This window comes from Clostridium sp. UBA3061, from assembly GCF_002367465.1.
In the GTDB taxonomy this organism is placed as follows: domain Bacteria; phylum Bacillota; class Clostridia; order Clostridiales; family Clostridiaceae; genus Clostridium_J; species Clostridium_J sulfidigenes.
The window spans coordinates 1-14,941 of record NZ_DFCF01000009.1; the positions used below are offsets into that span (position 1 = coordinate 1).

Consider the following 14,941-nt stretch of genomic DNA (forward strand, 5'->3'; position numbering starts at 1 on the left):
CGAGTCCCTTCTGGGTCGCCACTTATGCTGGCATGGCTCAACGGTAGAGCAGCTGATTTGTAATCAGCAGGTTGTAGGTTCGATTCCTATTGCCAGCTCCAAAGATTCTGAATTAATTCAGAGTCTTTTTTTATTTTTTGAATTAATACATAAGTAAAAAATAATTAAATACATAAAAATTAAGGGCATATTTTAATTTAAAATAAATTATTGTTATAAAGGGATATAATTATATCTTTACAAACGAATATTTGTTCGTTAAAATAAGAATATAAGTTAATTTTGAGGATGTGATATTTGTGGAGAATAAGTCCGAGAGAATAATATTTCACATAGATGTTAACTCTGCATTTCTATCATGGACAGCTATAAATTTATTAAGATGTGGAGAAAGTGAAATAGATATAAGAAAAATTCCTTCTATAATAGGTGGAAGTATAGAAGCTAGAAGAGGAGTAGTTTTAGCAAAATCAATTCCAGCTAAGAAATTTAATATAATAACCGGAGAACCTATAGTAGCCGCGTTGAAAAAGTGCCCTCAATTAAAAGTTTATCCACCAGAACATAAACTATATACAAGGTTTAGTAATGATATGTATAAATTGTTAGAGCCATATTCTGATTTTATTGAAAGATATTCTATAGATGAAGTTTTTATGGAAGCAAGTCATTTTAAATATGACTACATGGAAAAGGCTAAGGAGATTAAAAGAAAAATAGAAGAAGACTTAGGTTTTACAGTAAATATAGGAATAGGAAATAATAAGTTATTAGCTAAGATGGCTAGTGATTTTTCTAAGAAGAATTCTATCCATACATTATTTAAAGAAGAAATAAAAATAAAGATGTGGCCACTTAAAGTAGGCGATTTATTTATGGTTGGAAAAGCAGCAGAAAAAAAGCTTATAGATTTAAATATATTTACAATTGGAGATTTAGCAAATTATAATTTGAGCATTTTAAGAAATATATTTAAGAGCTATGCAAATATAATTTATGAATATGCCAATGGAATAGATAATTCACCCATAAACTGTGATAATTATGTGGATGTAAAAGGCATAGGAAATTCAACTACTACAAGCAAGGATATATTAAGTACAGATGAAGCTTTAAAAGTATTATTGTCACTTACTGAAAGCGTAGCTAAGAGACTTAGAGCTAATAAGTCTTTATGTGGTATTGTAGTTGTATCAATAAAGTCGAATATATTTACAACTTATTCTCATCAGAAAAAGTTTTTAACCCCAACAGATTCGACTGAAGAAATTTTTAAATTAGTGAAAGTAATATTTAAGGAGATGTGGCGTAGAGAACCCATAAGATTATTAGGAGTCAGAGTAACTAAGTTGAGTGATAATAGTATATATCAAAAATCTTTATTTGATGATGAAAAAATAGATAAACAAAGAAACTTAGATAGTACTATAGATAAGATAAGAGAAAAGTATGGAGATTCATCCATAATAAGATCTACCTTTATAAGCTCAAATAATAAAAGGGACTTAGAAGATGAAAAAGCAGAAGATTTTTTAATGATGGGAGGCCTTTATGATTCTTCTAAATAAAAAAACATCCTAACTTAATATAAGTATAAGTTAGGATGCCTTTGATCAAATGAAATTATTTAGAGGATGCTTTACTATTTAAATTTTTTTGAAGTCTTATATCATCACCATAAAACTTAAACAAAGAAAAATTACCAAAAAGTCTAGATGTAATACGTTCTGAATAGATAGATAATAATTCATCTAAAGAAAAGTTACTAGATATTAACATTTTTTTATTTCTTAGAAGCTTTGTATTCAGTAGGTTAAATAACTCAGATATAGCAAATTCTGAGGATACTTCTGTACCTAAGTCATCTATTATAAGCAAATCACAATTAATTAGGTGATCTTCTAGAGTTAAATTGTTATTAAATCTTATATCTTTTAAGTTTTTAATCAATTCTTCAGAAGTCTTATACACTATAAAATATCCATTATCTATTAATTCTTTTGCGATACAGTGAGATAAAAAGGTTTTTCCAGTGCCTGGATTACCATAAAAAAGAAGATTTTCTAATGTTGACTCAAAGTTTGCTATATATCTAAAACATTGATTTACAATGCTTTTCATATTTTCCTTTGGACTATATTTTTCACGGCCAATTCTTTTATCACTATAGAAGTCCATATTAAAATTAGCAAAATTATGATCATCAGAAACTATGAATAAATCACTATTTCTATAATAAAAACTATTAAGTTTTTGTTTATAGCAACTACATTTTTGTAATCCTATAAATCCAGTATCATTACATTTATTACAATTATAATGAATATCTAGATAATCTAAAGGATAACCGTTTGATACCAGTAACTCAGTCTTTTTAACTCTTAAATTAGTTATATTTTCCTTTAGTTCTTTTAAATGTTGTTCTCTATTAGGCGCATCCTGAAAGGCGGCTAGGGAAACCTTAATACATAGCTTCCCTATATGATTTTCAATATCATCTATTTCAGGAACACGTTTTTTTACTTCTGATTTTCTTAATTCTAAAGCATTTTTTTGATTTTCCTTTATTTTATCATAAAGTTTCATAATTTCTAAATGATATTTATTAGTCATTATTATCCCATCCTAAAAGTTTTCTTTCTAAATCTTCAAAATCATAGGTCCTTTGATCGTAACTATGAAATTTACCTTTGCCTTTTTTTGTATTGGTATTTGAAACTTCATTAACAATAGGTTTAAAATTAATTTTTTTCTTGTCTTTTAACTCAATATCTTGAAGAGTTTTAATTTTGTCTTTAAACCAACTATTAAGTATACCATCAATATATTTAAAGTCGGCTCTATTTAGTCTTTCAAAGCATATGTCACAAGCTTTATATATAATTTCTAAAGAAAAATTATATACATTTAACCATTTTTCCAAAAGCTCTTCTTGAGGTTTCATAACATCACCATTTTTCAGACCTAAATAAGTTAAGATTTTTCTTATATTAATCCATTTATCCTCATGCTTTTTTATAAAGTCTTGTGCTTCGTCTATACTAGTTATATTGTTATCACTCCAAGATACAGCTATTTTCTCAATATATCTATAGTCAGATTTTCCTTTAGAAACACAATATTCTATAAGTAAAAGTATAATTTCAGGAGAAAAATTAAAGTCGTTTTGCCATCCGAGATAAGTAGTCATTTCTTTGGGCGAAAGTGGACGTGCTAATAATCTTTCTATATCTTGCAACATATCTTTAACCATAGAATTATCTAGTTCTTTTAATAAATTCACAGATTTTCCGTTATCGGGAGCCTTAGTTAGTTCTAAGAATTCTATATTATAATTTCCCATGTTATCTATGGGAACTAATCTTATAACACCTTCGTCATTCCAATAATTCCAAGCATTTATTACGTCAGTTTCTAATAAGGATAGAGCTGAAGCTATAAGAGTTGAGTTTACACCTATTTCTCCACTAACACAATATTTAAGACCAAGTAAATAAACTTTTATATACTCGCCTCTAGCCTTTGCCATGAAGTTATCTATAAACACATTGCTTACGGGAGTATAATCTAAATTTTTGGTTTTAAACATAAAAGTACTCATAGAATCTCAACCTTTCCATGTTATCGTAATGTAATAGCATTACATTAAACTCTTGTTGAAAACTAAGGTTATAATTATATATAAGTAAATAAATTATTTATTTGTTATATAAGTTATATCTTATTGCTCTATTTTTATAACCTTTTAGAATAAGTTTCAATTAAGAATTATATTATAACCTTAGTATATCATATAGTAAACCTATTAAAAGTAAAATTTAATAATTAATAAATGTATAGATATTAGTATATAAAATTAATATTTTATTAATAATAAAATTAACTATTGTTTTGTACATTATGTTTAAAATAATTTCAATGGGGTATATTATCATTGTAGTAGGGAGGTAATACAATGATGAAAAATATACTACGAGAATTAGTCATAGTATGTGTATCACTCTTATGTATTTTAACTATGATTACCATGAATCCGGTAGAAGCAAAAGAAAATGTAAAAGCGAATGAAAAAATAAAGGCAGTAGTTATGAAATCAGATGGTGTAGAAATTGGCATAGTTGCTGATGAAGCTACAGGTAACAATGTTCTTAATAAAGTAAGAGATATCTATATAGATACATGTAATATAGATAATGTTAAAGATATTGCTGTAAATAATAAGATAGTATATGAAAAAATAACTTGTAATAAAGAAGATGTTTTAAGTGAAAGTGAAATTTCTAATAAAATAATAGGATACAATAATACAAATGATAACAGTTTAATTAACTTTACAGTTACAAAAGAAAATCAGGTTAAATATATACAAAAGACTAATAATTCGCAAGTTGCTTTTACGCCTCTTAGTAGGGGGAATACCCAAATAAATAGAGAGGTTTTTTTACACAATTCAATAACAACACCTATAAAAGGTATACTAACTTCCACTTTTGGTGAGAAGAGAGAAGGATATTATCATAAGGGAATTGATTTGGCTGCTAATACAGGTACTGAAATTCAAGCTGCATTAGATGGAACAGTGAGCTTTTCAGGGATAGCAGATGGGTATGGTAAAGTAGTAATAATCGACCATAGTGATAACTTGCAGACTGTATATGCACATTGTAGCAAATTAAATGTGTCTGAAGGCGAACAGGTTCTAAGAGGGCAAGTTGTAGCAGAAGTTGGTAATACTGGAGATAGTACAGGTCCACATCTACATTTTGAGATAAGAGTAGATGGAGTTCCAATAGATCCTTTAGGATATACAGGGATAATTGGATATTAAACTTTTAATAAAGTCTAGATTTATCTAGACTTTATTTTTGATAAAAATGAATAAATTGTGACAAGTTAAACTATTTGTAAAAATAAAAGTAAAAAAAAAATATTGACTTTGTTTTTCTTTAGTAATATACTTTGATTATCAAACTATTTGAAAGTCAAACAAAAGGGGAATAAAGTAGAATGAAATCCTTAAATTCAAATAAATACGTATTAAATGAATTATTAGTAACTATATTTAATGATATTCTAGAGATTGAACAAACTGCTCTACAAGAAGGAGTACTTAAAGATTTATCGGTTACAGAGATACATACTATTGAAGCTATAGGAATGTATCATCCAAGAACTATGACGGAAGTAGCAAATGATTTAAATATTACAGTAGGTACTTTAACTACAGCCATAACAAAACTTGTAAAAAAAGGATATGTAGAACGTACAAGAGGAGAAGAAGATAGAAGATCTGTAATGATAGCTCTTACTAGAAAAGGAAAGTTAGCATATAGAGTTCATGAAAAATTTCATCAGGACATGATTAGTGAAACTATAAAAGGTTTAACAGATGAAGAGGAAGAAGTGCTAATAAGATCTCTAGAGAAAGTAAATAGCTTCTTTAAGTCAAAATACAATCTTAAAAAATAAGTAAAGGAGAATAAATGTGATTGGTTCAAGAATACTAGGAACAGGTTCTTATACACCATCTAATATAGTTTACAATAAAGATATAGAGAATATTGTAGATACTTCAGATAGCTGGATTAGAGAGAGAACTGGAATTGCGGAAAGAAGAATTTCTACTGGAGAAGATACTTCAGAATTAGCAATAAAGTCAGCTTTAAAGGCTTTAGAGGATAGTAATGTAGATGGTAAAGAAATTGATTTAATTTTAGTGGCTACAGTTTCACCAGATAGTTTAATTCCATCAGTTGCATGTAATGTACAAAAGGAAATAGGTGCTGTAAATGCTATGGCTTTTGATATAAATGCTGCATGTAGTGGGTTTATATTTGCGTTAGATATAGCTAAGGGATATATAGAAACAGGTAGGGCTACAAAAGCTTTAATAATTGGAGCAGAGGTATTATCTAAAATCGTAAATTGGGAAGATAGAAATACTTGTGTATTATTTGGAGATGGAGCAGGAGCTGTAGTTATAGGAAAAGATTCTGAAGAGTATATAAGTTATATCAACTGTAAAAGTGTAGGATCTAAAGGTGAATCCCTTACTTGTGACATACTTCCTATGGAGAATATATGTACCAAGGAAGTTATAAATAATAATAAGATTCAGATGAATGGAAAAGATATTTATAAGTTTGCTGTTAAGGTTATGGAAGAGGAATTTAATAGAATTATTGAAAAAAGCAATATAAAAAAGGATGATATAGATTTTATACTTCCACATCAAGCTAATATAAGAATGATAGAAAGTGTTAGTAAGAAAATTGATATACCTTTGTCTAGATTCATTATAAATTTAGACAAAAAGGGGAATACATCTAGTGCAAGTATTCCAATAGCTTTAGATGAAGCAAATAAAAATGGTCAAATTAAACAAGGAAGTAACATAGTAATTATAGGATTTGGTGGTGGACTAACCTATGGTAGTGCACTGTTAAAATGGAATAAATAAATAAAAGTATATAGGAGGAATAAAAAATGGTATTAGAAAGAGTAAAAAAAGTTATAGCAAAAGAACTAGGTTTAGAGGTAGAGGAACTAAATATACAAGCAAGTTTTACAGATGATTTAGGAATAGATTCTCTAGAAATATTTGAAATTGTTATGAGTTTAGAAGAAGAGTTTGATATTGAAATTCCAAATGAGGATATAGAAAACATAAAAAATGTTCAAGATATTTCAAGCTATATAGAAAGCAAAGTTAATTAAAACAAAGGTCAGATAGCTATCTATCTGACCTTAACCATAGGAGGTATATATGTTCAAATCAGATATATGTGAAGCTTTAGGAATACAATACCCAATAATTCAAGGAGCTATGGCTTGGATTGCAGATAGTATATTAGCAAGTAGCGTATCAAATGCAGGAGGACTTGGAATTATAGCGGCAGGAAATAACTCTCCAGAAAATGTTAGATTAGAAATAAGAAAAGCTAAAGAACTTACAGATAAACCCTTTGGAGTAAACATAATGCTTCTTAGTGATAATGCAGATGAGGTTGCTAAGATTGTTTGTGAAGAAGGAGTAAAGGTTGTTACAACAGGTGCAGGAAACCCAGGTAAATACATGAATATGTGGAAAAATCATAATATTAAGGTTATTCCAGTAGTAGCTTCAACAGGGCTTGCAAAAAGAATGGAGCGAAGTGGAGCAGATATGGTAATTGCTGAAGGTTGTGAAGCTGGTGGACACATAGGAGAACTTACAACTATGGCACTTCTTCCTCAGGTTGTAGATGCTGTAAATATACCTGTTATAGCAGCTGGTGGTATAGGAGATTCTAGAGGAATGTTGGCTGCATTAGCATTAGGTGCTAATGGGTTTCAAGTAGGAACTAGATTTCTAGCAGCTAATGAGTGCACTATTCATGAAAATTATAAAAAGAAGGTAATAGAATCAAAGGATATAGATTCAGTAGTTACAGGTAGAAGTACTGGGCATCCTGTAAGAGTTCTTAGAAATAGATTATCTAGAGAATATTTAAGACTTGAAAAGTTAGGTACATCAGCTGAGGAGCTAGAACAATTAGGGGTTGGTGGACTTAAAAAGGCTGTTATAGACGGTGATGTAGATAATGGTTCTATTATGGCAGGTCAAATTGCAGCTTTAATAAAAAAGGAAGAAAGTTGTGAAGAAATAATTAAAGATTTTGTAGAAGGTACTGAAACTTTACTAAAATCCATGATAAATAAATTTTAAAATTGAGAGGTAACTATGAAAAATATCGCATTTATTTTCCCAGGCCAAGGAAGTCAGTACGTAGGTATGGGAAAGGAAATACATGAAGAATTCTTAGAAGCTAAGAAAGTATTTGAAAAAGCTAACAAAATTTTAAATAAAGATATAAGTGAGTTATGCTTCAATGGTCCCATAGAAGAACTAACCTCTACTGAAAATAATCAAGTAGCTATAGTAACTCTTTCAATAGCATTATTTGAGATTTTAAAATCTCATGGAATAAATCCTAAAGTTGTTGCAGGATTGAGCCTTGGAGAATATTCTGCTTTAATCTCAAGTGGAATTATGAATTTTGAAGAAGGATTAAGAGTAGTAAGAGAAAGAGGAATATTCATGAAGGAAGATAGTGATAAAACTAACGGCTCCATGGCGGCTATCATTGGTGGGAAAATAGAAATTATAGAAGAAGTCTGTAATGAACTTAGTGATAAAGGAATAATAGGTATAGCAAATTATAATTGTAGTTCTCAAATTGTAATTTCAGGAGAGGATTTCTTAGTAGAAGAAGCTATGAGAAGTTTAAAAATTAAAGGTGCTAAGAAAATTGTTAAGTTACCAGTAAGTGGAGGATTTCATACAGAATTAATGAAAAATGCATCTAAAAAATTAGGAGATGTATTAAGTGAGGTAACTTTTAATGAAAGCAATATAGAAGTAATACCTAATGTTACAGGAGAGGTTTTACAAAACGTAATGGAACTTAGACAGTTGTTAGAAGCTCAAGTTAAATCTTCTGTGAAATGGCAAAAGACCATAGAAAATATGATTGATATGGGAATTAATACTTTTATAGAAGTTGGACCAGGAAAAGCCCTTAGTGGTTTTGTAAAGAAGATAAGTAAAGATGTAAAAATATTAAATGTTGAGGATAAAGAATCAATTTATAGTACATTGAAATATTTACAAGAAGCTCATGTATAGGAGAGGATATATATATGTTTAAAGGAAAGAATGTGGTAGTTACTGGAGGAAGTAGAGGTATAGGAAGAGCTATAGCTATAGAGTTTGGTAAAAAAGGAGCTAATGTGGTTATAAATTATGTTAGTAGTGATGCAGAGGCAGAAAAAGTTGCCGAGGAAATAAAAAGTCTTGGAGGAAATGCTATTTTAGTAAAAGGAGATGTAAGTAGTTTCGAAGAAGGAAAAAAATTAATAGATGAAACGGTAAAAGTTTTTGGAACTATAGACATATTAATTAATAATGCAGGAATAACAAAAGATGGATTAATTATGAGAATGAAAGAAGAGCACTTTGATAAGGTTATAGATATAAATCTTAAGGGTGTATTTAATACTTGTAAGAGTGCAGTGGCTCACATGCTTAAACAGAGAAGTGGAAAGATTATAAATATTTCTTCTGTAGTAGGAGTTGTAGGGAATGCAGGGCAGGCAAACTATGCAGCATCTAAAGCAGGTGTTATAGGACTTACTAAGTCAATAGCTAAGGAAGTAGGAGCTAGAGGTATAACTGTAAATGCTGTAGCACCAGGATTTATAAAAAGTGATATGACAGATGTATTAAGTGAAAAAGTAAAGGATGGTATGTTAGGACTAATTCCTTTAAATAGATTTGGAAATGTAGAAGATGTAGCAAGGACTGTAGTTTTTCTTGCATCAGAGGGTGGAGACTATATAACAGGTCAAGTTATAAATGTAGATGGCGGAATGGTAATGTAGTTATTTAAGGAGGACATATAAAGTGAATAGAAGAGTGGTAATCACAGGTATGGGAGCATTAACTCCTATTGGTAATGATATTAACAGCTTTTGGGATGGAGTTAAGAATGGTAAATGTGGCATAGATTTTATAAAATCTATGGATGTAGAAAAGTTTAAAGTTAAAATAGCAGCAGAGGTTAAAGATTTTGACCCTACAGAGGTTATTGATAGAAAAGAAGCTAAGAGGATGGATAGATATTGTCAACTTGCTATGGCAGCAGCAGAGGAGGCAGTAAAATCTTCAAATTTAGATTTAGATAGTATTGATAAATATAGATTAGGTGTTTTAATTAGTTCAGGAATTGGCGGACTCGATACATTAGAAAATGAATATAAAAGAATGTTAGAAAGAGATACAACTAAGGTATCACCATTTTTAATTCCTATGATGATAGAGAATATGGCAGGAGGAAATGTTGCTATTAAATATGGTGCTAAAGGGCCATGCCTATCTGTAGTGACAGCTTGTGCTACAGGAACTAATAGTATAGGTGAAGCTTTTGAGATGATAAAGGCAAATAGAGCAGAAGTAATGATTACAGGTGGGACAGAGGCATCTATAACATCAATAGGTCTTGCTGGATTTACTGCATTAACGGCTTTAAGTAAGAGTGAGGATCCTAAAAAAGCATCTATTCCTTTTGATAAAAATAGAAGTGGATTTGTAATGGGTGAAGGAGCAGGAGTTTTAATTTTAGAAGAGCTCCAGCATGCAAAGGCAAGAGGTGCAAAAATATATGGTGAAGTTATTGGATATGGAGCTACTTGTGATGCCTATCATATCACTCAACCTAGTGCTGATGGAGAAGGGGCAGCAAGAGCTATGCAACTTGCTATAGAAGAAGGAAATGTAAGTTTAGAAGATATATCATATATTAATGCTCATGGAACTAGTACTCCATATAATGATAAATTTGAAACTATAGCTATTAAAAATTTATTTAAAGAGCAAGCCTATAAGATCCCAGTTAGTTCTACAAAATCAATGACAGGACATTTATTGGGAGCATCAGGTGCTATAGAATCAATTGTATGTATAAAAGCTTTAGAGAAAGGGTTTATTCCAGCTACTATTGGTCTTGAAGAGAAGGATGAAGATTGTGATTTAGATTATGTTCCTAATATTGGAAGAAGAGCAGAACTAAAATATGCTTTGTCTAATTCTTTAGGATTTGGTGGTCATAATGCTACACTTTTATTTAAGAAATGGGAGGAATAAATTATGAATTATGAAGCAATTGAAAGGCTAATTAAATTAATAAATGATTCCGATCTTAAGGAATTAGAACTAGAAGAAGCAGGACTTAGAATAAGGATGAGCAAAAATGATTCTAGCAAAATTATTTATAATGAAGATGCTAGAGCATTAAATCAATCTAAAATCACAGATAAATGTGATACAGAGTTTGTTAGTTATACTAATAATGTAAGTGATAATACTTCAGTAATATCAACAAAGCATGAAGAAATAATTACTGAAGAAATAGCTACTGAAGAGAGTAATTTAGAAGAATGCTTTATAGTTAAGTCACCTATGGTAGGAACATATTATTCTTCACCTACAGAAAATGGAGAACCTTATACAAAAATAGGAGATTCAGTATCAAAGGAGTCAATTCTGTGCATAATTGAAGCTATGAAATTGATGAATGAAATTGAATGTGAAGTTGAAGGAACGGTGGCTAAAATATTTGTTAATAATGGAGATGTAGTAGAATTTGGTCAGCCTATAATGGCGATAAAACTTTAGAAATATAGATTATATAAAGGAGGTAATATAAATAATGTTGGATGCAATAGAAAGTGATGTAATAAAACTCAATATAAAAGAGATACAAGAAATAATACCTCATAGATATCCATTTTTATTTGTAGATCAAATAGAAGGTTTAGAACCAATGAAAAAAGCGGTGGGATATAAAAATATAACTATGAATGAATATTTTTTTCAAGGTCATTTTCCGCAAGAACCTGTATTACCTGGAGTGATAATAGTAGAAGCTCTTGCACAAGTTGGTGCCATTGCATTACTTTATGATGAAAAGTTTAGAGGCAAGATAGCCTACTTCGGTGGGATAAAAAATGCTAGGTTTAAGAGAAAAGTTATACCTGGTGATAGATTAAAACTAGAAGTTGAAATTATAAAGATAAAAGGACCAATGGGTATTGGTAAAGGAATTGCCACAGTTGATGGAGTAGTAGCTTGTGAATGTGAATTAACCTTCGCAGTAGGAGTATAAAAGTAAGAGAGGTAGCCGTATGTTTAAAAAGATATTAATTGCTAATAGAGGAGAAATTGCAGTTAGAATAATTAGGGCTTGTAGAGAAATGGGAATACAAACTGTAGCTGTATATTCTGAAGGTGATAGAGAAGCTTTGCATGCACAAATGGCAGATGAGTGTGTTTGTATTGGACCATCAGCCTCAAAGGATAGTTATCTAAATGAAAATAATATATTAAATGCTACTATTTTAAAAGGTGCAGAGGCTATTCATCCAGGGTTTGGATTTTTATCTGAAAATAGTAGATTTGCCAAGATGTGTGAAGAGTGTAATATTAAATTTATAGGACCCACAGCAGAAAATATAAACAATATGGGAAATAAATCAAAAGCCAGAGAACTTATGGAAAAGGCTAATATACCAGTAGTACCAGGATCAAAGGGAATTATAAATAATGAAGAGGAAGCTATAGTAATAGCTAAAGAAATAGGATATCCAGTAATGATAAAGGCCTCTAGCGGAGGCGGAGGAAAAGGAATTAGGATTGTAAATAATGAGAATCAGCTTATAAGTGATTTTAATGCAGCAAAGAGAGAAGCGAAAGTTTCATTTAACGATGATTCGATGTATATAGAAAAGTTTATAGAAAAACCAAGGCATATAGAAATACAACTCATAGCAGATAATTATGGAAATACAGTATATCTAGGAGAGCGTGAATGTTCTATACAAAGAAAAAATCAAAAGGTGTTAGAAGAAGCACCATCAGTATTTATAGATGATAGTATGAGAAAAAAAATGGGAGAGACTGCAGTTAAAGCAGCTAAATCTATAGGGTATGTAAATGCTGGAACTATAGAATTTCTAGTAGATAAGCATAAGAAGTTCTATTTCATGGAGATGAACACTAGAATACAGGTAGAGCATCCTGTAACAGAAATGGTAACAGGAGTTGACTTAATAAAAGAACAAATTAGGATAGCATATGGAGAAAAGTTAAGTTTTTCACAAGAAGATATAAAAATTACAGGTCACTCTATTGAGTGTAGAATAAATGCGGAGGATCCTTATAAAAATTTTAGACCTTGTCCAGGTGAAATAACTAATTTATATGTACCTGGTGGAAATGGGATTAGGTTAGATTCTGCCGTATATCAAGGATATAAAATTCCACACTGCTATGATTCAATGATTGGTAAACTTGTAGTTCACGGTAAAGATAGAGAAGAAGCTATAAGCAAAATGAAAAGAGCATTAAGTGAATTCATAATAGAAGGAGTTAGTACTAACATAGACCTTCAGCTTGATATTTTAACTAATGAGAGTTTTGTAGAAGGAACTTTTGATACAGGGTTCTTAGAAGCATATCTTAATAAAGTTAAATAGTTTAAATCTAAATGAGGTAATTATATGAAAGATTTAAGGTCATTATTTAAAAAAAATGTTTATATCGAAGTAAAACCGAGCAATAAAGAGGGCGAGATAAAAAGGAGACCACAAGTACCTGATGGAATGTGGATTAGATGTCCTAAATGCGGTAATACCATATATAGAGGAGATTTAATAAATAATTTAAAAGTGTGTTATTCTTGTGGAGGACATTTTAGACTTACAGCAAGAGAAAGAATTAAGCAAACAATCGATGAAGGAACATTTAAAGAATTATTTGCAGATATGATTTCAGACAATCCTTTAGACTTTCCAGAATATACGGAGAAGGTAAGTAAGATACAAAGAGTTACTAATATGAATGAGGCTGTTATAGCAGGTATAGGGAAGATAGATGGTAATACTGTAGTTATATGTGCTATGGACAGTAATTTTCTCATGGGAAGTATGGGAAGTGTAGTTGGAGAGAAGATTACACGAGCCATAGAATTAGCAACAAAGGAGGAACTTCCAATAGTAATATTTACTTGCTCTGGAGGAGCAAGAATGCAAGAAGGAATATTTTCTCTTATGCAAATGGCCAAAACGTCAGCAGCATTATCCTATCATAATGCTAGGGGGTTACTATATATATCTGTACTAACAGATCCAACCACTGGAGGTGTAACAGCAAGTTTTGCAATGATAGGAGATATAATACTTGCTGAACCTAATGCACTTATTGGATTTGCAGGACGAAGAGTTATTGAGCAAACAATAAAGCAAAAGCTACCAGATAATTTTCAGACAGCGGAATTTCTTTTGGAAAAGGGCTATGTAGATAAGGTTGTACACAGGAAGGATATGAAGAGTACTCTTAGTACTATTATAAAAATACATGTGAATTGAAGATACAAGGAATAGAGGTGTTGGAAGTAGATGGATAACAAGTTTAGCTCGTGGGAAAAGGTAAGTATAGCACGTAGTATTAAGAGACCTACAGCACTTAACTATATTAATAGTATATTTGAGGATTTTATAGAGTTAAAAGGCGATAGAGGCTATGGCGATGATAGTGCCATAGTAGGTGGTATAGCTAAATTTGAAAATAAAAGTGTTACAGTTATTGGAATACAAAAGGGCAATAGTACTAAAGAAAATATAGAAAGAAATTTTGGAATGCCAAAGCCAGAGGGGTATAGAAAAGCATTAAGACTTATGCTCCAAGCAGAAAAATTTAAAAGACCTGTAATTATTTTTGTAGACACTCCAGGTGCCTTTTGTGGAATAGAATCAGAAGAGCGTGGTATAGGAGAGGCAATTGCTAAAAACCTTATGACTATGAGTAATTTAAAGGTTCCTATAGTTTCTATGATTATAGGAGAAGGTGGAAGTGGAGGAGCATTGGCTCTTGCTGTTGCTGATGAGGTATGGATGCTTGAGAATTCTATATACTCAATTTTATCTCCAGAAGGATTTGCATCTATTTTATATAAAGATGTTACTAAAGCTAAAGAGGCAGCTGAGATAATGAAAATAACATCTTCAGATTTATTAGGTTTAGGAGTTATTGATAGGGTTATCAAAGAACCTAAAGGAGGAGCACAGGAAGATTCAAATAAAATGATTTTAAGTATAAAAGCAAATTTAAAAGAAGTATTAGAAAGATTAAGTAAAGAACCTGTAGACTCTTTATTGACTAAGAGATATTATAAGTTTAGAAAATTAGGTAAATATATAGAATAAACTAATAAAATATGGTAATATATGACTAATTATAATATAGTATTGATGTAAATTGTTTTAACTTATAGTAAAATGATTATAATACTAATAATAATTGGTCTTATTTTATTTTGTTAATATATAATTAAATGAATAATTG

General features: G+C 30.3%; 16 protein-coding genes and 1 tRNA gene. 15 read left to right on the forward strand and 2 right to left on the reverse strand.

Going from position 1 to position 14,941, the window contains the following annotated elements; genetic code table 11:
• Nucleotides 1-26 precede the first annotated feature (26 nt).
• Both B2P65_RS07365 and B2P65_RS07370 read left to right on the forward strand, forming a co-directional pair.
• Nucleotides 27-101: transfer RNA gene (locus B2P65_RS07365), tRNA-Thr, on the forward strand.
• A 198-nt stretch (nt 102-299) separates the two neighbouring features.
• Nucleotides 300-1,568: a DNA polymerase IV gene (locus B2P65_RS07370; protein WP_346879876.1), complete on the forward strand. Its 1,269-nt coding sequence runs from the start codon at nt 300-302 to the stop codon at nt 1,566-1,568.
• 55 nt (nt 1,569-1,623) lie between these two features.
• On the opposite strand, the gene B2P65_RS07375 is transcribed toward B2P65_RS07370, so the two are convergent.
• Together B2P65_RS07375 and B2P65_RS07380 are read right to left on the reverse strand one after the other, a co-directional pair.
• Nucleotides 1,624-2,613, reverse strand: a complete 990-nt coding sequence (locus B2P65_RS07375; RefSeq protein WP_346879877.1) for an ATP-binding protein — start codon at nt 2,611-2,613, stop codon at nt 1,624-1,626.
• Nucleotides 2,606-3,601: a DnaD domain protein gene (locus tag B2P65_RS07380; protein WP_346849182.1), complete on the reverse strand. Its 996-nt coding sequence runs from the start codon at nt 3,599-3,601 to the stop codon at nt 2,606-2,608. The genes B2P65_RS07375 and B2P65_RS07380 overlap by 8 nt, the downstream gene beginning before the upstream one ends.
• Before the next feature lie 354 nt (nt 3,602-3,955).
• On the opposite strand from B2P65_RS07380, the gene B2P65_RS07385 reads away from it, so the two are divergent.
• The 13 genes from B2P65_RS07385 (at nt 3,956) to B2P65_RS07445 (ending at nt 14,802) form a co-directional block, all read left to right on the forward strand.
• The gene (locus B2P65_RS07385; RefSeq protein ID WP_346879878.1) at nt 3,956-4,828 is read left to right on the forward strand and encodes a M23 family metallopeptidase; all 873 of its coding nucleotides are present in this window, start codon (nt 3,956-3,958) and stop codon (nt 4,826-4,828) included.
• Between the two features lie 179 nt (nt 4,829-5,007).
• Nucleotides 5,008-5,469, forward strand: a complete 462-nt coding sequence (locus B2P65_RS07390) for a MarR family winged helix-turn-helix transcriptional regulator (protein WP_035134559.1) — start codon at nt 5,008-5,010, stop codon at nt 5,467-5,469.
• Between the two features lie 16 nt (nt 5,470-5,485).
• Complete coding sequence (locus B2P65_RS07395) at nt 5,486-6,460, forward strand: beta-ketoacyl-ACP synthase III (protein WP_035134560.1); 975 nt, start codon at nt 5,486-5,488, stop codon at nt 6,458-6,460.
• A gap of 26 nt (nt 6,461-6,486) precedes the next feature.
• Complete coding sequence (gene acpP / locus B2P65_RS07400) at nt 6,487-6,717, forward strand: acyl carrier protein (protein WP_346879879.1); 231 nt, start codon at nt 6,487-6,489, stop codon at nt 6,715-6,717.
• A 49-nt stretch (nt 6,718-6,766) separates the two neighbouring features.
• Nucleotides 6,767-7,708 carry an enoyl-[acyl-carrier-protein] reductase FabK gene (gene fabK / locus B2P65_RS07405; protein WP_346879880.1) on the forward strand — a complete coding sequence of 314 codons (942 nt, stop codon included), beginning with the start codon at nt 6,767-6,769 and terminating at the stop codon, nt 7,706-7,708.
• Between the two features lie 15 nt (nt 7,709-7,723).
• The gene (fabD, locus tag B2P65_RS07410) at nt 7,724-8,668 is read left to right on the forward strand and encodes an ACP S-malonyltransferase (RefSeq protein WP_346879881.1); all 945 of its coding nucleotides are present in this window, start codon (nt 7,724-7,726) and stop codon (nt 8,666-8,668) included.
• Nucleotides 8,669-8,682: 14 nt separating this feature from the next.
• The gene (gene fabG, locus B2P65_RS07415) at nt 8,683-9,423 is read left to right on the forward strand and encodes a 3-oxoacyl-[acyl-carrier-protein] reductase (RefSeq protein ID WP_346879882.1); all 741 of its coding nucleotides are present in this window, start codon (nt 8,683-8,685) and stop codon (nt 9,421-9,423) included.
• Between the two features lie 22 nt (nt 9,424-9,445).
• A complete protein-coding gene (fabF, locus tag B2P65_RS07420; RefSeq protein WP_346879883.1) occupies nt 9,446-10,684 on the forward strand; it encodes a beta-ketoacyl-ACP synthase II in 1,239 nt (412 codons plus the stop codon).
• A 3-nt stretch (nt 10,685-10,687) separates the two neighbouring features.
• Nucleotides 10,688-11,215 carry an acetyl-CoA carboxylase biotin carboxyl carrier protein gene (accB, locus tag B2P65_RS07425; protein WP_346879884.1) on the forward strand — a complete coding sequence of 176 codons (528 nt, stop codon included), beginning with the start codon at nt 10,688-10,690 and terminating at the stop codon, nt 11,213-11,215.
• A gap of 61 nt (nt 11,216-11,276) precedes the next feature.
• Nucleotides 11,277-11,705 (forward strand): 3-hydroxyacyl-ACP dehydratase FabZ, encoded by a 429-nt coding sequence (gene fabZ / locus B2P65_RS07430; protein ID WP_414632261.1) that lies wholly within the window; start codon nt 11,277-11,279, stop codon nt 11,703-11,705.
• 19 nt (nt 11,706-11,724) lie between these two features.
• Nucleotides 11,725-13,074 carry an acetyl-CoA carboxylase biotin carboxylase subunit gene (locus B2P65_RS07435; RefSeq protein ID WP_035134569.1) on the forward strand — a complete coding sequence of 450 codons (1,350 nt, stop codon included), beginning with the start codon at nt 11,725-11,727 and terminating at the stop codon, nt 13,072-13,074.
• A 24-nt stretch (nt 13,075-13,098) separates the two neighbouring features.
• Entirely contained in the window at nt 13,099-13,965 is an 867-nt protein-coding gene (gene accD / locus B2P65_RS07440) for an acetyl-CoA carboxylase, carboxyltransferase subunit beta (RefSeq protein WP_346879885.1), read from the forward strand.
• A 30-nt stretch (nt 13,966-13,995) separates the two neighbouring features.
• A complete protein-coding gene (locus tag B2P65_RS07445) occupies nt 13,996-14,802 on the forward strand; it encodes an acetyl-CoA carboxylase carboxyltransferase subunit alpha (protein WP_035134571.1) in 807 nt (268 codons plus the stop codon).
• Nucleotides 14,803-14,941 lie beyond the last annotated feature (139 nt).

Bases quoted from the DNA above. Each gene is read 5' to 3' on its own strand.
- B2P65_RS07385 (WP_346879878.1), top strand. From the start codon at position 3,956: ATGATGAAAAATATACTACGAGAATTAGTCATAGTATGTGTATCACTC.
- fabG (WP_346879882.1), top strand. From the start codon at position 8,683: ATGTTTAAAGGAAAGAATGTGGTAGTTACTGGAGGAAGTAGAGGTATA.
- fabK (WP_346879880.1), top strand. From the start codon at position 6,767: ATGTTCAAATCAGATATATGTGAAGCTTTAGGAATACAATACCCAATA.
- B2P65_RS07445 (WP_035134571.1), top strand. From the start codon at position 13,996: ATGGATAACAAGTTTAGCTCGTGGGAAAAGGTAAGTATAGCACGTAGT.
- B2P65_RS07390 (WP_035134559.1), top strand. From the start codon at position 5,008: ATGAAATCCTTAAATTCAAATAAATACGTATTAAATGAATTATTAGTA.
- B2P65_RS07435 (WP_035134569.1), top strand. From the start codon at position 11,725: ATGTTTAAAAAGATATTAATTGCTAATAGAGGAGAAATTGCAGTTAGA.
- fabD (WP_346879881.1), top strand. From the start codon at position 7,724: ATGAAAAATATCGCATTTATTTTCCCAGGCCAAGGAAGTCAGTACGTA.
- B2P65_RS07380 (WP_346849182.1), bottom strand. From the start codon at position 3,601: ATGAGTACTTTTATGTTTAAAACCAAAAATTTAGATTATACTCCCGTA.
- accB (WP_346879884.1), top strand. From the start codon at position 10,688: ATGAATTATGAAGCAATTGAAAGGCTAATTAAATTAATAAATGATTCC.
- accD (WP_346879885.1), top strand. From the start codon at position 13,099: ATGAAAGATTTAAGGTCATTATTTAAAAAAAATGTTTATATCGAAGTA.
- acpP (WP_346879879.1), top strand. From the start codon at position 6,487: ATGGTATTAGAAAGAGTAAAAAAAGTTATAGCAAAAGAACTAGGTTTA.
- B2P65_RS07375 (WP_346879877.1), bottom strand. From the start codon at position 2,613: ATGACTAATAAATATCATTTAGAAATTATGAAACTTTATGATAAAATA.